Source organism: Tunturibacter gelidoferens (assembly GCF_040358255.1).
Classification (GTDB): Bacteria; Acidobacteriota; Terriglobia; order Terriglobales; family Acidobacteriaceae; genus Edaphobacter; species Edaphobacter gelidiferens.
In genome coordinates, this window is sequence record NZ_CP132938.1 from 4,661,968 (window position 1) to 4,680,225 (window position 18,258).

The window sequence follows — 18,258 nt, forward strand, 5'->3', positions numbered from 1 at the left end:
GAACGCCCGCCCCACGCGCAGTGGGCCCGTCCGGCAGGACAGATCTTCTAAGGCTGATCCGTATTCAAAGAAGCAATCAAAGCATCGGCCTGCGCGATCGACGCATCCAGGCTCACCATCAGCACATCCACATCGGTCGACATCTGCGCCGAGGTTCCCTTCAACGATCCAATCGCCCGCGCATTCAAATTATGCTTTAGAAACGTCACCTGATCGCGAAACGCCGTGATGACCGGTGTCATCCGCGCCTCAGTCTGCCGCATCGACTTGATGTATCCCGCCTCACTTAACCGCGACTGCCGCAGCATCACCGCAGACTGCGCCTTCAGCTTCTTGTTCTCCATCCCGTCAATCTCTTTCTGCCACTCCTTGAAGAGATCGTTCGACACCTGATCGATCGAGTCGATGCGGTTATGAAGCTTCTGCGCACTATCCGCAGCCTTCTCGTACTCTCCGTTTAATTTTTTGTAGTTCTTCTCCAGCGACCCACCCTGGAATCCAGTCAGCTCCTGAAACGACTCCATCGTCGTTTTGATCTGCTCCTTCGCCTGCTGCTGGTCCTTCTTCGAGTCCTTCACCCGCGACACCAGAATGTCCCGCTTCTCCTTACCAAACGTCTTCATCGCCTTGTAGTAGGAGCTGGTACACCCAGCCAGCACCATCAGCGGAGCCACCGCCATCACGCATCGCAACACCCAACGCCGAGAGATCACAGTCAACTCCTTCACCCCGCCAGAGCTTGACGAATTGTAACCTCTCTCTCAAAGACCCTGGCCTGAATGCGCCCTAACCCACAACAGGAAGCCGGTCTCCCCTCGAACGCAGCCAGAGTTCAATAGCAATCGTGTTGATCGAAAATCCGATCCAGAACGCAACGCCGAAGAACTGCGCCGGCTCAAGATGCGTCAACCGGCTCGTAGCAAAGAACACACCCATCACCGGCCGCGTGGTTGCGATACCAAGAAGAATCGCAACCGACCGCAACATCCAGCGCATCTTTTCAACCGCCTCACCCCGCCGCGCAGCCACAAAGGCCCGCACTAGCGAAAACAAGAAGAGGCTATTGAACAACAGAACAGCCGACCGCTCCACCCACCCTCCAACCGGATGAGCGCTCATGGCATACGCGGTAACTCCCACCCAGGCTCCCAGCAGGAAGAACACCCGCTCCGCCCGCATCGCCCTGGATCGTTGCAACAGCACAAACGGACTCAGTAGCACAAACGCCATCGCCGGAAGAATATGAGCAAGCGTCAAAGCTTCATGCGACGCAAACACCGCATCAAGCCCCGCCGTCGGCGACGATCCACCAGACCCGCCCTGCGTGGGATGAGCAAGCACCGCGACTCGACGCAACACCACCGCAACCGCGATCACGACGCAGATCCAAAAGCCCACCTTCAGCCACCCAGGATACTTAGGGCAGACAACACGGGAGGAGCCTTCCCGCATCTCGATTCCCCGTGCCGGAGCCTTCGCATCCATACGCCCTCCCTGCTGCGAGGCCAAGCGCAATCCGCTCAGACGCGCGAGGATACCCGAGGTACGCAAAGAAGAAGCCCGCCGTTCCCTACTGACCGCCCGAACCGCCCGCGCTCAAGCTAAAGATCGGCAGATAGAGCGCAATCAGAATCGTCGTCACCACCAGCCCCATCATGATCAGGATCAGCGGCTCGATCAAACTCATCGCGGCGGTAAGATTGGTCTGCACATCCTCCTCGAAAAACTCCGCCACCGAATTCAGCATCTGCGGTAGCGCGCCAGTCGACTCGCCCACCTCTATCATCTCGATCGCCAGCTCCGGAAACACCTTCGTCGCCTGCAAGCTCACCGACAAGCCCTTCCCCTCGCGAACCGTCTCCACCGACTTATAGACCGCGCTCGCAATCTCCCGTGAATCGATCGACTTCGCCGCAGTCTCAAGCGACGGCACCAGCGGCAATCCGCCCGTCAGCAGCGTCGACAGCGTCCGCGAAAACAATCCGACCTGGTACTTCAGCCAGACACTGCCAAACACCGGCAGCTTGATCCGAATCTTATCGATCAGTCTCGCACCCGCATCTGTCTTCGACCAGCGGTAAAGCAAAAACCCAACCACACCCACCACTACAGCCACGTAGATTCCGTAAGACTGCGCCTCACGCCCCAAATCCAACAGAAACGTAGTCAACGCCGGCAGCTTCGTCCCCAGCTGGTCATACAACTGTGCAAACCGTGGCACCACAAACGTGATCAGAAAGATGAAAAGCCCAATCACCATCACCACCAGCAGCGCCGGATAGATCAGACTAGCCTTCAGCTTCTTTCTGAACGTCAGCGATACACGCTGAAAGTCCAGAAACCGCTGCAGCACCTCTTCCAGATTTCCCGACCGCTCTCCCGCCAGCAGCGTCGTCGTGTACACAATCGGAAATCCGCCCTGCGCCTCAAACGCCTGCGAGATCGACTCTCCCGTCTTCACCCGCGACGCCACGTCCTCCAGCTGCGCGCGAAAGTGCGGAATCTTCTGCCTCTTCCCCAGCAGCTCCAGCGATCCAAGAATCGGCAAACCCGCCTTGATCAACGTCAGAAACTGTTGATTGAAGACCAGAAACGTCTCGAGCTTTACCTTCTTCTTGCTCGCCCCCAGCGCACTCTTCGCCTTGACCGAATAGACGAAGTACCCCGCCTGCGTAAACCGCGCCTTCAGCTCCTCCGCTGTAGCCGCCGCATGGCTCTGCTCCATCACCCGTCCACGCTCATCCGCCAGCTTGATTACAAACTCAGTCATAGACCCTACGGCACCCGTCTCCGCTCAAAGTTACTCGTCCATCTTAGACGTTCCCACAACCAAAACGCGTCTCAGAATGACACACCTTCTCCATCCCCCAAACAGGTCACAAGATCCTCTACGACCAGGCAACTGCGCTCTTGTATGATCTGGTGTGACATTCCGGGTCACCTCCGGTGAGATTCGCTGGTGGCACCGACTCGCGCATACAAGCACGGTACGAGATTCACAAACCTGTTCCCGCTGAGCACCTTTTGAAGGACATGCCACAAATGACTGCGACCTCTTGGTTCAAGACCCCCTCCGGAGCCCGATCGCTCCTCGCCTTCCTGATCACCCTTCTCACCCTCCCCGCCTTCGCTCAGACTCAAAAACCCATCTACCCAACGCTTCCGTACAACTTCGCTCTCTTCCCAACAGCCACCGGCGCATTCGGAGACTTCAATGGCGATGGACGAATTGATGAGGCCACTCCAAACGGTATCAACGCGATGGGCCTAAGACTGAACAACGGCCCGGCGTCATCTCCAACTCTTACAAGCATCCCACTGTCATGCTCCCCGCAATTCGTTTTGGCAACGGATTTGAACAATGACAACAAGATTGACCTTGCCTTTTCATGTTCAGGTGCGTACGTCGGTGTAATGCTAGGGAATGGGGACGGTACCTTTCAAACAGCGTCCTACTACCCGGTCCCTTCGAGCGCGCTTAGCGGAATCACCGCAGTCGATCTAAACGGAGACGGTTACCTCGATATCGCCGTTGTCGCAGATACGGTGAATGTGGGCGTACTTCTCAATCAGGGCGTCGGCAAACCAGGATCGCTCTCTTCGCCTAAGCTCTATCCCGCGCCGTCAGGTGTATCTCTGTCTACCATCGACGCTGGTGACTTCAATGGCGATGGCAAGCAGGACATCATCGCAGGCTACACGCAAATTGCGATCTATTACGGAAACGGTGATGGAACGCTGAACACGCCACAACTCACTACGGCGAGCACAGGGACAGCTTTTGTCGTCGGGGATTTCAACCGCGACGGGTTGACCGACGTTGCCTACCTTGGACCGAATCCTCAGACCCCGACGTCATCGCTCCAGGTCTTGCTTGGCGACTCAAGTGGAACGTTGACGAACGGAAGCAGCCTGGCGCTCGACCCAACAGTAAAGTACCTATACATCGTTCCCTTCCAGAATACGAATGCCAGCAACATTACAAATCTCGCTCTCATTGGCAACGTGACGACTATTGCCCTCAACGACGGGGCTGGAGGTCTGACTCTTGGGGAGAGCTACGGCGTCTCCAACTTTGCCATACCTGAGACAGCTGATAATGGAATTACCAACCTTTACTTCCAATCCAATGTCGAGTCCATCGTCCTTGCAGGAAACGGCAACGGCACCTTTCAGGGCCCCAGAGCTACGTTGCTGGGCTCGAACTACCAAGCGGTGGCTGATCTAAACGCCGACGGACTCACAGATGTGCTTTCCACCGACGAGTCCGGCAACTTGATCGTAGCTCTAGGACGCGGCGATGGCAGCTTTACTGTGGTAAGCCGAACTCAAGTTTCCCCCAATCCTTTCGCTGGCCCAACTACGGTAGGGGACTTCAACGGAGATGGGAAGGAAGATGTCCTCTTCTTTCCGGGCGTAACACCTAGTGGCAATGCCCAGGTAGAATTTCTGGCGGGGAACGGAAACGGTACCTTCCAGCCCATCGTCAATGAGTTACAGATACCCGTTCCTGGGGTAGGAGCTACCGTCGTAGGAGACTTCAACGGCGACGGAAATCTAGACATCGTCTATACCACCCCTTCTTCAAGAGCCTATCCCTATGAGACTCTCTACTATCTTGCAGGCAATGGAGCCGGAAATTTCGCCGCTCCGGTCGAACTAGCGCAACAAATACCGAACTCCCTCGTTTCACCAATACTCATAGCCGACCTGAACGGAGACGGCATCCTCGATATCATCTGGGACAACTCCACTCTCCTGGGCAATGGCGATGGCACCTTCAACCGCCAACCTCTAAGCATCGCCGGAAACGCCATCTCTCTCAGCGATTTGAATGGCGACGGAAAACCGGATCTGGTGGTCTACAATAGCGGCCCTACCGGTGTTAGCTTATATGCTGGAAATGGGGATGGGACATTTCAGACAACACCGTTTTACACTCCCGACCTCACGGGCACCTTTCCTTATGGCGCCTCCCCGTTAGCGTCAATTGGGGATGTCAACGCAGATGGCCACCCGGATCTGCTCCTGCAATCTTTTCCTTATGGGCAGCCTGGAGTTCTTGCGGTGTTTTTAGGAGACGGTACAGGTAGCTTCGTTCTTGAGAATACCTATCCTCTAATTAGTACAGGCTTCTCGATGCTGGCTCGACTTAATGCTCAAGCGCACAGTCTGCCAGGCGATCATACGCTCGACTACGTCTACACAGCAGGTGGTGCAACCATATCTCTCCTTAACCAGCTCAACCCCGCTCCAACCGCTCCGGCTCCTCTTCCCTCGAAGACCACGCTCGGGGCCTCCTCAACCAACGCAGCGCCCGGCCAGCAGCTCACCCTCACAGCAACGGTCACCGGAGCCAGCCCAACCACCGGCACAGTCTCCTTCATCACCAACGGCAAAGCACTCGGAACAGCAGCTATCACCAACGGCACCGCCGCTCTCGCCACTTCCTTCGCGGCGGCCGGCACCTATCCCGTCATCGCCAACTACCCCGGAGATGCCAACAATACTCCAAGCTCCTCCAACGCAGTCTCGATCGTCGTCGCTCCCGTAAATTCCACCACCACCCTCTCCGTCTCTGCAGGCAGCGCCGGAACTAACCAGCAACTCACCTTCACGGCGTCGGTCACTGGTCTCAACCCAACCGGTAAAGTTACATTCGCCTCGTCAACCGCAACGCTCGGCACCGCCTCACTCATCAACGGAGTGGCGACGCTACCCTTCGCCTTCACTGCCACCGGCAGTTTTGCCGTCACAGCAACCTACGCCGGCGACGTTGCCAACCTCGGCAGCGCCTCCACACCAGTCACAGTCACGGTCGCCGCGCCGGACTACACCATCACCGCTTCCCCGTCCTCCGCAACGATCAAGGCCGGACAGTCTGCCACCACCACTCTCACCGTCACCCCTGTGGGTGGCTACACCGGCACGGTGAAATTCTCCTGCGGCACGCTGCCCACCGGCGTCGGCTGCACCTTCGCCCCCTCCTCTGTAACCCCATCGAGTGGCGCGGCAACTTCAACCCTCACCATCACAACCACCGCGCCAACCACCGCCTTCCTGCGCAGACTCTCCGTTCCGCTGCAAGGTGTTGCGTGGGCCAGCCTTCTCTTTCTGGCCTTCTCTCCCCGCCGCACCCGCGGACTCAACCGTCGCTTCGCGCGCGCAATGTTGTTCACACTCTTACTAGCTGCAGGCCTGTTTACTTTCTCTGGCTGCAGCTCTTCCTCGCCTTCCAACCCCGTCACCAATCCGGGCACCCCAGCCGGTGCCCAGACCATCACCGTAACCACCGCAGACTCCTCTGGCAACCTCTCACACGCAATCAACTTTCAAGTGACCGTGCAGTGATCGGTCGCGCAGAAAAGAATCGTTCCTAAAAATCAACCCATAAAAAATCCCCGGGATCACCGGGGATTTTTCTTGTCTCGAACTGCCCTACGAAGCAGCCTCGATCCCGCCCAACATCATCTCGAGCGACTCCCGCGCATCCTGCACCGCAGTCCGATTCCCCTCCAGCCGGCTGATCATCAGCGCTCCCTCCAGCGTCGCAATAATCGTGTTCGCAACCCGCCGCGGCTCTACCTCTCCCCGAATCTCCCCACCCGCGATCCCTTCCTCCACAATGCTCGCAAGCCGCGCCTTCCACTCCTTCATCGCCGCGCACACCAGACTGCGCAGCAACGGATTCCCATCATCTGCATCGATCGCCGTATTCATCAACGGACACCCCCCCGGAAAGATCCCCGGAGTCTCCGCAAACCGCCTCACCGAGTACTTCAGCTTCTCCACCGCCCCCGGAATGGCATCCTGACCCTCCCGCCTCGCCTTCGCCACCCGAGCCCATGCGTACCGAAACGCCTCCGCCGCAAGCTCCTCCTTGCTCTCAAAGTGGCGATAGACCCCGCCCTTCTCCAACCCCGTCGCATCCAGCACGTCCTGCATCGAGCACCCCGCAAAACCCCTCTGATTGAAGATCGGAGCCGCCTCCTCGATGATTCTCTGCCGCGTCAACTCACCTTTTCCCATACCTTTACCCTCGCCGCATACCTGCTCCGAAATCCTACAGCAGCAAGAAAACGCATCGTACGGCTCTTCTCCTGAATCAGATGCTTAAAGAAACCGTTCAGTCTCTTTTTTGAGAGGCCCTATCAGCGGTTCGGGAGGAGATCGACACATCCATGGCCACCGCCACCCTCATTGAACCAGTCCAGGTCGCCCCGCCAAAGCCTAAAAAAGTTGCTCAAGCCCCCCCTACCCGCCCCGTCATTAACCCCTGGGTCGTCGCCCTCACCGTCACCCTGGCCACCTTCATGGAGCTGCTCGACACCTCCATCGCCAACGTCTCGCTCCCTTACATCGCCGGCGGTCTCGGCCGCTCCTACGACGAAGTCACCTGGATCCTCACCACCTACCTCGTCGCCAACGCCGTCGTCCTGCCCATGTCCGCCTGGCTCTCCCGCGTCTTCGGCCGCAAGACCTACTACATGGCCTGCGTCACGCTCTTCACCATCACATCCTTCTTCTGCGGAATCGCCCCCACCCTCGGCATCATGCTTCTCTCGCGCGTCCTGCAGGGCATCGGAGGCGGCGGCCTCGCCCCGGTCGAGCAGGCCATCCTCGTAGACGCCTTCCCTCCCGCCAAACGCGCCTCCGCCTTCGCCCTCTACACCGTAGCCATCGTCACTGCCCCCGCCATCGGCCCCGTCCTCGGCGGCTGGATCACCGACAACTACAACTGGCGCTGGGTCTTCTTCATCAATATCCCCGTCGGAATCCTCTCCCTCTTCCTCACCAACCGCTTCGTCCATGACCCCCCTGCCTTTGCCGAAGAGCGCAAAACCGTCCGCGTCAACGGCAAGCTCCGCGTCGACGGCATCGGCATCGCCCTCGTTGGCCTCGGCTCCGCAGCCCTCGAAGTCCTCCTCGACCGCGGTCAGATCGACGACTGGTTCGGCTCCCGCTTCATCATCTGGATGTTCGTCATTGGAGTTGGGTGCCTCACCGCAGCCGTCTTCTGGGAGCTTCACGTTCCCGACCCCATCATCGACTTCCGCCTCCTCAAGGTCCGGAACTTCGCCCTCGCCAACCTCTTCTACTTCGTCTTCGGCTTCGGCCTCTTCGCCTCTACCACGATGATCCCGCAGCTCCTCCAGTCCCTCTACGGCTACCGCGCCATCGACGCCGGCCTCGTCCTTGGGCCCGGCGCACTGGTCATCACCTTCCTCGCCCCCGTAGGCGCCCAGCTGGTCCAACGCGGAATCGTCAAGCCACGAATCCTGCTCTTCGGCGCAGTCATGATCGTCGGCATGTCCTTCCTCCACTACAGCCACTTCAACCTCGACACCGACTACAAGCACTACGCCCTCGCCCGCGCGCTCCAGGGCCTCGGCTACGGCTTCTTCTTCGTGCCACTGTCCGTCATCGCCTACTCGCAGCTCAGCCCGGCACAGAACAACAAAGCCTCATCCCTCACCAACTTCTTCCGCAACTGGGGCGGCAGCTTCGGCATCGCCTTCATCACCACCATGTCCGAACGCCGCCAGAACTTCCATCAGGAGCGCGTAGGCTCAAACATCGCAGCCTCGAACGGCGCCCTCCAGCAGAACATCCACCAGACTGCCGCCTACCTGCAATCCCACGGCATGTCAGCAGCCGACGCCGTCACCGCAGCCTACGGACGCGTCTACGACCAGCTCCACGCCCAAACCCAGCTCCTCGCCTTCATGGACTGCTTCCACATCATCGGCGTCATCACCCTCATCGCAGCCCCACTGGTCCTGCTCACCAAAAGCTTCAAAGCACCCGCCAAAGCTCCAGAAGGCCACTAAGCTTTCGCGGAGCACGGGCCAGAACTATGCAGCCCGCGCACTGGAGAACTTCTGCCGATACGCGGGCTGCGCCAACTCGACCGATCGTCAGCCTGCCTTGGCAAACGAGACCTTCGGAAAATCAATCTCGACCTGCGCCGCATTGTTGAAGTAGTTCGTCAGCACGTTCAACGCGACGTGAGCAATAATCTCGGCTACCTCGCCATCATTGAAGCCGGCCACGCGAACCGCAGCAAGATCCTCATCGCTTATCTCTCCACGAGTCTCCAGAACACGACGCGCAAACGTTAACGCCGCGGTAGCGCGCGCATCTTGACCGTGCCCGCTGCGGGCCTCGCCAATTTGCTCCGACGTCAGGCCAACCATCTTCCCGATAGCCGAATGAGCCGAGAGGCAATAATCACAATGGTTTTCCTGCGCGGTCACCAGGGCAAGCTGCTCCCGAGTCTTGGCATCCAGCAGACCGTGGCTCAAAGCACCACTCAACCCCAGATAACCCTCCAGAACAGCAGGCGAGTTCACCATGACCTTGGTCATATTGGGCACGATCCCGAGAGCACCGTGGACAGCAGTGAGCAGATCCTTTGCCTTACCGGTTGCAACATTTGGATCGATAGCGGAAAGACGCGACATAGAAATTCTCCTCGTTGGTTCGAATGAACTGCAAGCCTAAACTTCTGACTCACCTCGTTTGATACCGAACGATCGGTAAAGTTGCAAAAGAATTTTATAAATTTACAAATGCACCGAAAATGAAGCGAACGAACGATCGGGATACTCTAAAGAAGTGGGAACGAAGAAGGTCGAAGCGAAGGGAGATTCAACATGGCACACTCCACCGTAAGCGATCAGGAGCTGCTCGTCCGGTCTGCAGGAGTATTTCGCACATACGGCTTCGAGGGAACCAGCCTCGCACGCCTCTCGGAGGCGACAGGACTGGAAAAGGCAAGCCTGTACCACCGCTTCCCCGGAGGAAAGGAGCAGATCGCGTTGGCGGTCGCCGAAGGAACGCACGCATGGCTGCGGCAGAATGTCTTCGAGCCTCTCAAGGAGCCGGGAGATCCCCGAAAAAAACTTCGCGCCGCCATCGAGCAGCTACGAGCCTGTTATGCCGACGGCACCCTCCCCTGCGCCTTCGAGGTGCTCTCCCTCGCTGGCGGCAGCCCCGAGCTTACTGACGCTCTCAAAGGCGCACTCCAGGCCTGGATCAAAGCCTTCACCGACATCGCAAAAGAAAGTGGCCTGCCCAGCGCCGAGGCGCGCAAGAGAGCCGAGCAGGCAATCATCCAGATCGAAGGATCCCTCATCGTTGGCCGGGTCCTTGGCGACACCAAGGCCTTTCGCAGAGCTCTCGACGAGTTGCCCGCACTCCTGACCAACGAGTAACTCGCCCTCTCAGGAAACGGCGCGTTCCACCAGCGTCTTCAGCACGATCTCCAGCTCCAGTGTTCCCACTGATCCTGATCCCCTTCGCCTTCAAAAAGCGCCATAGCTTCGCCACATGGCTAGTCGCCTTCTTTGCCTTCTTCACCGAAATGATCTCCGTCGTCCGCATCGCCTCCCAGCAAGGCTCCCGCACCCTCGCCGAGATGTTCACCGATCCAGCCGACATCCTCTCCGGTCTCAATCGCCGCCTGCACAACCGCCTGCAAAACGGATTCGTCACCTGCCTCATCCTCCGTCTCGAACCCGATGGCCTCTGCACCTTCGCCAACGCCGGCCATCTTCCGCCTTATCTCAACCAGAACGAGCTTCATCTTCCCGCCGCGCTCACTCTCGGCCTCGTCCCGTCAGCCAGCTACGAAGAGACAACGATTCAACTCGAAGTCGGAGATCGCCTCACCCTCTACACCGACGGCCTCCTCGAAGCCCGCAACCTCGATGGCGAACTCTTCGGCTTCGACCGCCTCCAGCAACTCGTCGCCACCAGTCCCGACGCCAAGCAGGCCACCGAGGCCGCCATAGACTTCGGTCAGGAAGACGACCTCACCGTCCTCACGATCACGCGCCTCGCCACCGGAGTCGAATCCACCACCGTACTCGAAGCGCCGCCACTCGTACCCTCAGTCGCCTGAAAACTTGCGAACTCGCGCGGCTCACAAACCCTGAGCCTTCGCGTCAGAGACTATGTAGATCGACGTTGGTTCCGTGGTCTACTATCCGCACCATAGCTGTTTTGCCATACCGGAGGCCGGTATGTGCGGGCCTGAAGCTGAAAATACGTGCACTGGAGAACTCCATGCCGAAGAAGCTGATCAGTCTCATCGCATTACTCGTCACTGTGCAATTTCTCTCATCCGGCACCACCCGGCAGGCACGAGCGCAGGCGCCGGCGGCTCCCTATCCCGTCGCCGCTCCTCTCGATCAGTACCTCATCCCGGAGAAAACCTCCGAGATCGAGCTCGCTCGCAGTGCTGCCCCCGCATCCATCTCGGACGGAGCGGAGGTGCTTGTGCTCTCGCAGCAGGGCTACACGACCGCAGTCAAGGGCAGCAATGGCTTCGTCTGTCTGGTAGAGCGGTCATGGGCCAAGTCCACGGACGATCCGGAGTTCTGGAACCCCAAAGTTCAAGCCCCTCACTGCTTGAATGCGCCCGCCGCAAAGACCTATCTGCCCATCGTCCTGTTGAAGACCAAACTGGTGCTGGCAGGAAAATCAAAGATGGAGATTGCGCAGACACTCAAAGCGGCACTCGACAAAAAGGAACTACCCACGCTGGAGCCGAATGCGATGTGCTACATGATGTCAAAGCAGCAGTATTTAAGCGACGATGACACGCACTGGCATCCGCACATGATGTGGTATGTCCCGGGCGACGCAACTCAAAGCTGGGGAGCGAATCTGGCCGGGGTGCCCACGATTGCCGGCAATGTCCCCGAAGACCGCATGACCATCTTTCTCATCCGAGTTGGCCACTGGTCGGACGGTACGCTCGCCCCCCAGGATACGCACTAGCAGCCAAAATCACTCACCTCAACACACGCCGGAACCCTATCCGGCGGCGCTTCGGCCTGCGCACCATCCCAAAAAAAAATAATTGTTGACTATCTACAATAGCCTTGTGTAGATAGTCATAGTATGGGTAAGCCAAGCGATCTCGTGCAAGGCACGTTAGACCTCCTCATCCTCAAAACCATCGCCCTCGAGCCGATGCACGGCTGGGCCATCGCCAAACGCATCCAGCAGATCTCGAACGAGGTCCTCCAGGTCCAACAAGGCTCCCTCTACCCCGCTCTCCACCGCCTGGAGCAGCAGGCATGGATACGCGCCAAATGGACCGAGACCGAAACCGGCCGTCAGGCCAAGTTCTACTCCCTCACCGCCGCCGGACGCGCCCAGTTGGAGCGTGAAAAGGAAAGCTGGAGCAGGCTCTCCAACGCCATCAACCTGGTGGTCGAGAACGTATAGCAACGGAGGTACAAATGCGCTGGATCCAACGTCTCCGCATGGCCATGTTGATGCTCTTCCGCCGCAGCTCCGAAACAGCTCGTCTCGACCAGGAGATGCAGTTTCACCTCGACCAGCAGATCGCCGAAAACATAGCCGCCGGAATGGCGGCGGATCAGGCCCGCTCCGCCGCCTTGCGCACCTTTGGCAATCCAACCCTGCTTCACGATCAGGCTCGTTCCACCTGGAGTTGGAGCTGGCTGGAAAAGTTCACCCGCGACGTCCGATACGGCGCCCGAACCCTCGTCCGCTCTCCCGGCTTCGCCATCGTCGCCGTCCTCGTCATGGCCCTCGGCATCGGCGCCACCACCTCGCTGTTCACCATCGTGCGCGCCGTCCTGCTCAAGCCTCTGCCCTTCCACGATCCCAACAATCTCGTCATGGTCTACGAGCACTTTCACGACAACCAGCTCGGCGATGGATTCAACGTCGTCGCACCCGGCGACTTCCGCGACTGGCGTGCGCACACCAACGGCTATCAGGACATGGCCGCATGGCGCGAGTATGGCTTCAATCTCGCCGGCGAACACGCCGAACTACCCGAGGTCGTCAAGGCCGCAGGCGGCTCCTGGAATCTCTTTCCTCTCCTCGGTATTCAGATGGCCCACGGCCGCTCCTTCACCCCCGAAGAAGATCAGGTCGGTGCCAACCACGTTGTCCTGCTCACCTGGAACATCTTTCAAAGGCGCTTTGCCGGAGACGCCTCCATCGTAGGCAAACAGGTTCGTCTCGACAGCAATCCGTACACGGTCATCGGCGTCCTCCCCGCCTCGTTCACCTATCCCGATTCGAAGACCCAGGTCTGGGTGCCCTACGCACAAACCCTCACCGCACGCCAATACGACGCGCACGACAATCATCAAAGCCTCGTCATCGCCAGGCTCAAGCCTGGAGTCACCGCCACATCGGCGCTCGCACAAGTCAGCGCTCTGCAGTACCAACTGCATCTGGCCAACGCGTCGAAGCCCGTCGCAGAAAGCGCCGTCTCCCGGCCCATGATCGACGACGTAGTCCTCGACATAAAGACTCCACTCACCGTCCTCTTTTGCGCCGTCGGGTGCATGTTGCTCATCGCCTGTCTCAACGTCTCCAACCTCTTCGTCGCACGCAGCGCGGCCCGGCGCAAAGAGATCGCAGTGCGCGGCGCCCTGGGCGGCACACGTCTCACCCTCATCCGCGAACTGATGACCGAAAGCCTGTTGATCTGCACCGCCGGAGGTGTACTCGGACTGGCAATCTCTGCTCTCACAACCCGCTGGCTCGCAACGCACTGGGACGCGCTGCCCCGCGCCGAGGTGGTGCGGATGGACGTCCCCGTCCTCGCCTTCTCCATGGGTCTCGTCGTCTTAACGGCGTTGTTGGCAGGTCTGCTGCCCGCCATCTCAGCAACCGGAAAGATGGCCTTCGGAGTCCTTCAGGAGTCCTCGCGATCCGTCGGTGGCAGCACCTCACGCGCAACCATGCGCAAAACTCTGCTCGCGGTAGAGATCGCCCTCACCGTGATCCTGCTCTTCTCCGCCGCCCTCCTCTTCAAGAGCTTCATGCATCTCAGAACCACTGACCTTGGCTGTGTCACCGATCGCGTCCTCACCATCAAATACGGCCTGCCGGAGAATCAGTACAACACCAGGGAAAAGGTCGTAGCCTTCCATGAGTCTCTGCTCGAAAAAGTGCGACGCCTACCCGGAGTCACCTCTGCAGCCCTTGTCTCCACTCCTCCCGGAGGAGGCTACGAAGGCGACGACGTCTTCACCATCCCCGAGCACCCGCCAGCCGCCTCCGTCCTGCAGGACGACGCCATCTATCGTTCCGCCGATCCCGAATACTTCAAGGTCATGCAGATCCCGCTAATCAGCGGCCGCGTCTTCACCGATCAGGAGCGTCTCACCCGCGATCACTACCTCGTCGTCAGTAAAAAACTCGCCGACCAATACTTCTCCAGCGACAACCCCATCGGCCGGCACATCAGAGTCAGCTGGGACACGCCAGAACCGGAAAACTACGAGATCATCGGCGTCGTCGGCGACACCGTCTACGACGTCGCCCAGCCCATTAAACCCACCATGTACTTTCCTATCCTCTCCGGCCTTCCCAACCAGGTCAGCAGCGCCACCATCATGGTGCGCACCGCAGGTGATCCTCTTCTCGTCTCTGTTCCCGTGCAGAAACAAGTGGCCGCGCTCGATCCTTCGCTTCCCGTCTACGACGTTCTCACCATGCAACAGATTCTCGGCAAGACCACCGCCAGCCAGAGCTTCAGCGCTACTCTCACACTCGCCTTCGCACTGCTCTCCCTGCTTCTCGCCGCCATCGGACTCTACGGCGTCCTTTCGTATCTCATCTCGCAGCGCATCACGGAGATCGGCATCCGCGTTGCCCTCGGCGCCCAGCGCTCCCAGGTCCTGCGCCTCATTCTTCTAGACGGCCTGCGTCCCGTCTTCCTCGGCCTCCTCATCGGTCTCGCAGGCGGCGCAGTGGTCGGAACGCTCATACGGTCCATCCTCTTCGGAACCAGCCCCTACGATCCCGTCGTCTTCGCCGCCATGATTGTCAGTCTTCTGCTCACCGCCGTCGCCGCATGCGCCATCCCCGCCCTTCGCGCTCTCAAGATCGATCCCATGCAAGCCCTGAGGACCGAGTAAGCGGTCAAATCCCTGACCGTGAGTCTTCCGGTCTTATACGGCAGCCTTTTCTACCAGGCCCTTCAAAACTGTCTCCAACTCAACCTTGCCCTTCCGCACCTCCGCGGGTCTCTCAAATTCAATCCAGCCTTCATTGAATCCATCGAGCATTCGCATCCATGGTGTCGGATTCTTCATCCCCTGCGAACGAGACACTGCCTCCCACTCCTCACGCGGAACCAGCTCCACCGCAATCGGACGCCCCAGCACCTTTGCAAATCCCGCAGCCAGGTCATTCGGCGATACAGGGCGCGGCCCAGTCAACTCCACCACCCGATGTCCGGTCCATGTCTCCTGCAACAACTCAGCGCCAAGCTGCCCGATATCCGCGGTCGCGATAAACGGAAACCCCTTATCAGCCGGAGCCAAAAAGCTATAAACCACACCCGTATCCCGAGCAGACGCGACATTATGCGCTGAGTTCTCCATAAACCAGCCCGGACGCAGAATCGTAATCGGCAGGGATACCTCTCCCAGCATCCTCTCGAGAATCGTATGCAGTGACAGCAGATTCTGTTCAGTCGCCTGTGCTCCAATCGTCGAAAGATGTACCACCCTCTTCGGACGCGCAGACTTCAACGCCTCCGTCAAAACCTTCGACATCACCATATGCTCTGCGAAACCAGGCGTCGGATCGTATATCGGCGGCAGCATCGTAAACACGCCATCAACTCCCTGAAACGCTGCAGTCAGTGACTTCACATCATTCAAATCAGCAACCGCGATCTCGCATCCAAGCCTCGCCCACTCCTCACTCTTCTTGGCATCGCGCACGATCGCACGCACAGACTTCTTCGCAGCCAGCAGAGTTCTTGCCATCTCACCGCCGACATTACCCGTTACTCCCATCACTGCAAACATGGTCAATCTCCTTGAGGAATCAAAATCAGATCCGCATATAGGATGGGAAAATCAAAATGACTATTCATACATAAACAGAACTAGAATCATTACCAGCAGTTATGAATAAAATGACACCCTCCAATGCTCCGAATGATCGCCTGCTAAGCGGCATCAGTGTGCTCATGGCAGTTGTCGAAGGGGGTAGTTTCATCCGCGCAGCTGAGGCTCTCGGCATCACTCAGCCAGCCGTCAGTCGCTCCATCGCCCGCCTCGAATCCCGCGTCGGCGTTCGTCTGCTCGACCGCACCACCCGCTCCCTCACCCTGACCGCCGAAGGCCGCCGCCTCTACGAAGAGACCAGCCCTCTCCTCACCGGCATCGCCGACGCTGTCACCTTCGCCTCCGGATCTTCCGCCACCGTCCGTGGCCGCCTCCGCGTCAACATGGACCCGCTCTTCTCCAGCCTTCTCCTCGCCCCGCATCTGGGCGGCTTTCTCGACCGCTACCCCGAGGTCTCGCTCGAACTCCTCACCCGCCCAGAGTTGGGCGACCTCGTCTCCGAAGGCTTTGATCTGGCTGTCCGCTTCGGCGAACCGCCCTCCTCATCACTCGTCGCACGCAAACTCCTCGAAACCCACATCGTCACCGTCGCGGCCCCATCGTATCTCGCCAGGCAGGGACGCCCAGAGAAGCCCACCGATCTGGCAAAACACCACTGCCTCCAATTCCGAGATCCACGAACCAACCAGCCCTACGAGTGGGAGTTCCATCGCGGCCGCAGGATCGTCCCCATCAAGACCTCAGGCCGTCTCATGCTCTCCGACCCCTACACCTTCCTCGGGGCCTGCGTCGCCGGAGCAGGAATCGCCCAGGTTCTCGCCCTCTCAGTCCAGACAGAACTCGATCGTGGCGACCTCATCGACCTCTTCCCCGATTGGCCCGACGAAAAGTTCCCCCTCTTCGCCCTTTACCCCTCCCGCCACCTTCCACCCGCCAAACTTCGCGCCTTCCTCGACTTCGTCCTCGAACTCGCGAACCCTCCCTCACGTCCTCAAAAATAAATCTGAAAAAGTTGGCGCATTTTTCGTTGTCGGCCAAACCGATGCCAAGCCACCACATCCACCACGCAAAACACCACGATCTCACCACAAAAACACCGCGTCCAAACCACCACTTTTCCTAAAACCACCCCCAAAAACGCCCCAAAAGGACGCAAAAAAGCCCCGGCAACCACCGGGGCTTTTTTTCTAAACCAAATCCCAAAAAACTAAACGCTGAAGCTCGATCCGCAACCGCAGGTGCTCTTCACCGCGGCATTCTCGAACTTGAACCCGGCGGCCTCAAGCGTCTCCACATAGTCCACCGTGCAATTCTGCAGGTACATAGCTGAGGTCGCGTCCACAAACACCTTTAGATCCTCGAACTTATAGACCTTGTCCATCATTCCGCTCTGATTTTCAAACGACATGGAGTACTGGAAACCCGAACATCCACCACCAACCACACCGATCCGAAGCCCAGCCGGGACCGGAGTCTGCGTCGCCATGATCTCCCGAACCTTGTTGATCGCGGCCGGAGTCAAAGTCACAGGCGTAGTCGAAGCAGGTGCTCCAACAACGACTTCAGGGGTAACAGTAGCAGTCGACATCGGCAAATCTCCTTGTCTCATTCAGACATCTTTAAGTGTATGCCCCTGCCTCTGCTCCGGCAAGTGCTCATTCCATAGGATGCGCCGCAGCCCAGTCCGATTCAGCAGCCTGCCTAAGAATCCTGCTACCATTCCACCTGCCCCTCCATCCAAATAACGTGAAGCTTCTCCTCTTCATCTCGAACGCCTTCATCAACACCATGGGCATCACCCAGCCCTCACCCAGGGCCGCAAATCGTGCAGCGTGGTTCATCTTCATCATGCTGTCTACGGTGCTCGCCGTCGTTGCAACCATTGCGTTTCTGGCCATCCGCTGGGCCTCTCATCGCTAACATTCCAGCCTCGTTATAACTTAGTCTCCCCTTCGAAAAACGCTGTTCCATCAATAGTCCCAAAGCGTATCATTGCGACGGACGGCCCGTTACCAAAGACACATAACTCGCAAGAATCGGCACACGGACCGCCCGAAAAAACGTCGGCCCTGTCACAGGGCGGAGGAACCGCTATGAGCGCTTTACCTGTTCTCCTAATCGTCTGGGCGGTATTTTCGGCCTGTTTCCTCGCGCTACTCGCCTACAAGGGACAGCTCACCCGCTATGAAGAGGACCAGCTCTTCCTCAGTGAAAACGCGACTCACGAACAACAGATACAGACCGAGATCGTCCGTAAAGTAACCAAGATCGCGCCGTTCGTCCGCGTCTTTGGTGTTGCGGCTGCGGTCATGACCGCGGGCATCATCGGCATCTTCACCTTCGACGCCTGGCAGCATCTCAGGTAGATCTTCGAAAACACGGGCCGGCCGTCTCG

General features: G+C 58.7%; 17 protein-coding genes. 10 read left to right on the forward strand and 7 right to left on the reverse strand.

Going from position 1 to position 18,258, the window contains the following annotated elements:
• Positions 1 to 47 precede the first annotated feature (47 nt).
• The 3 genes from RBB81_RS20115 to RBB81_RS20125 form a co-directional block, all read right to left on the reverse strand.
• Positions 48 to 713 (reverse strand): DUF2959 family protein, encoded by a 666-nt coding sequence (locus tag RBB81_RS20115; protein WP_353071861.1) that lies wholly within the window; start codon positions 711 to 713, stop codon positions 48 to 50.
• A gap of 73 nt (positions 714 to 786) precedes the next feature.
• Positions 787 to 1,485 (reverse strand): DUF2306 domain-containing protein, encoded by a 699-nt coding sequence (locus RBB81_RS20120; RefSeq protein ID WP_353071862.1) that lies wholly within the window; start codon positions 1,483 to 1,485, stop codon positions 787 to 789.
• A gap of 85 nt (positions 1,486 to 1,570) precedes the next feature.
• Positions 1,571 to 2,770, reverse strand: coding sequence for a type II secretion system F family protein (locus RBB81_RS20125; RefSeq protein ID WP_353071863.1), 1,200 nt, complete (start codon positions 2,768 to 2,770; stop codon positions 1,571 to 1,573).
• Between the two features lie 272 nt (positions 2,771 to 3,042).
• Between RBB81_RS20125 and RBB81_RS20130 the strand changes: the two genes are divergently transcribed.
• Complete coding sequence (locus RBB81_RS20130; protein WP_353071864.1) at positions 3,043 to 6,351, forward strand: FG-GAP-like repeat-containing protein; 3,309 nt, start codon at positions 3,043 to 3,045, stop codon at positions 6,349 to 6,351.
• 87 nt (positions 6,352 to 6,438) lie between these two features.
• Here RBB81_RS20130 and RBB81_RS20135 read toward each other — a convergent pair whose 3' ends face one another.
• Positions 6,439 to 7,029 carry a TetR/AcrR family transcriptional regulator gene (locus RBB81_RS20135; protein ID WP_353071865.1) on the reverse strand — a complete coding sequence of 197 codons (591 nt, stop codon included), beginning with the start codon at positions 7,027 to 7,029 and terminating at the stop codon, positions 6,439 to 6,441.
• Positions 7,030 to 7,181: 152 nt separating this feature from the next.
• Between RBB81_RS20135 and RBB81_RS20140 the strand changes: the two genes are divergently transcribed.
• Positions 7,182 to 8,831 carry a DHA2 family efflux MFS transporter permease subunit gene (locus tag RBB81_RS20140; protein ID WP_353071866.1) on the forward strand — a complete coding sequence of 550 codons (1,650 nt, stop codon included), beginning with the start codon at positions 7,182 to 7,184 and terminating at the stop codon, positions 8,829 to 8,831.
• Between the two features lie 87 nt (positions 8,832 to 8,918).
• On the opposite strand, the gene RBB81_RS20145 is transcribed toward RBB81_RS20140, so the two are convergent.
• A complete protein-coding gene (locus tag RBB81_RS20145; RefSeq protein WP_353071867.1) occupies positions 8,919 to 9,464 on the reverse strand; it encodes a carboxymuconolactone decarboxylase family protein in 546 nt (181 codons plus the stop codon).
• A 192-nt stretch (positions 9,465 to 9,656) separates the two neighbouring features.
• Here RBB81_RS20145 and RBB81_RS20150 point away from each other — a divergent pair, with 192 nt between their 5' ends.
• From RBB81_RS20150 to RBB81_RS20170, 5 genes are all read left to right on the forward strand, one after another.
• Positions 9,657 to 10,217 carry a TetR/AcrR family transcriptional regulator gene (locus RBB81_RS20150; protein WP_353071868.1) on the forward strand — a complete coding sequence of 187 codons (561 nt, stop codon included), beginning with the start codon at positions 9,657 to 9,659 and terminating at the stop codon, positions 10,215 to 10,217.
• 59 nt (positions 10,218 to 10,276) lie between these two features.
• On the forward strand, positions 10,277 to 10,906 hold the full coding sequence (locus RBB81_RS20155; RefSeq protein ID WP_353071869.1) for a PP2C family protein-serine/threonine phosphatase: 630 nt from the start codon (positions 10,277 to 10,279) through the stop codon (positions 10,904 to 10,906).
• A gap of 164 nt (positions 10,907 to 11,070) precedes the next feature.
• Positions 11,071 to 11,787, forward strand: a complete 717-nt coding sequence (locus RBB81_RS20160; protein ID WP_353071870.1) for a hypothetical protein — start codon at positions 11,071 to 11,073, stop codon at positions 11,785 to 11,787.
• 123 nt (positions 11,788 to 11,910) lie between these two features.
• The gene (locus RBB81_RS20165; protein WP_353071871.1) at positions 11,911 to 12,240 is read left to right on the forward strand and encodes a PadR family transcriptional regulator; all 330 of its coding nucleotides are present in this window, start codon (positions 11,911 to 11,913) and stop codon (positions 12,238 to 12,240) included.
• Positions 12,241 to 12,254: 14 nt separating this feature from the next.
• Complete coding sequence (locus RBB81_RS20170; RefSeq protein ID WP_353071872.1) at positions 12,255 to 14,921, forward strand: ABC transporter permease; 2,667 nt, start codon at positions 12,255 to 12,257, stop codon at positions 14,919 to 14,921.
• 33 nt (positions 14,922 to 14,954) lie between these two features.
• Here the strand turns inward: RBB81_RS20170 and RBB81_RS20175 are convergent, their stop codons facing one another.
• Positions 14,955 to 15,821, reverse strand: a complete 867-nt coding sequence (locus RBB81_RS20175; RefSeq protein ID WP_353071873.1) for an NmrA family NAD(P)-binding protein — start codon at positions 15,819 to 15,821, stop codon at positions 14,955 to 14,957.
• A gap of 101 nt (positions 15,822 to 15,922) precedes the next feature.
• Between RBB81_RS20175 and RBB81_RS20180 the strand changes: the two genes are divergently transcribed.
• Positions 15,923 to 16,864 carry a LysR family transcriptional regulator gene (locus tag RBB81_RS20180; protein WP_353071874.1) on the forward strand — a complete coding sequence of 314 codons (942 nt, stop codon included), beginning with the start codon at positions 15,923 to 15,925 and terminating at the stop codon, positions 16,862 to 16,864.
• 206 nt (positions 16,865 to 17,070) lie between these two features.
• Here RBB81_RS20180 and RBB81_RS20185 read toward each other — a convergent pair whose 3' ends face one another.
• Entirely contained in the window at positions 17,071 to 17,451 is a 381-nt protein-coding gene (locus tag RBB81_RS20185) for a HesB/IscA family protein (RefSeq protein ID WP_179585014.1), read from the reverse strand.
• A 158-nt stretch (positions 17,452 to 17,609) separates the two neighbouring features.
• On the opposite strand from RBB81_RS20185, the gene RBB81_RS20190 reads away from it, so the two are divergent.
• Both RBB81_RS20190 and RBB81_RS20195 read left to right on the forward strand, forming a co-directional pair.
• On the forward strand, positions 17,610 to 17,783 hold the full coding sequence (locus tag RBB81_RS20190; RefSeq protein ID WP_353071875.1) for a hypothetical protein: 174 nt from the start codon (positions 17,610 to 17,612) through the stop codon (positions 17,781 to 17,783).
• A gap of 173 nt (positions 17,784 to 17,956) precedes the next feature.
• Complete coding sequence (locus tag RBB81_RS20195; RefSeq protein WP_179585018.1) at positions 17,957 to 18,229, forward strand: hypothetical protein; 273 nt, start codon at positions 17,957 to 17,959, stop codon at positions 18,227 to 18,229.
• Positions 18,230 to 18,258: the final 29 nt, after the last annotated feature.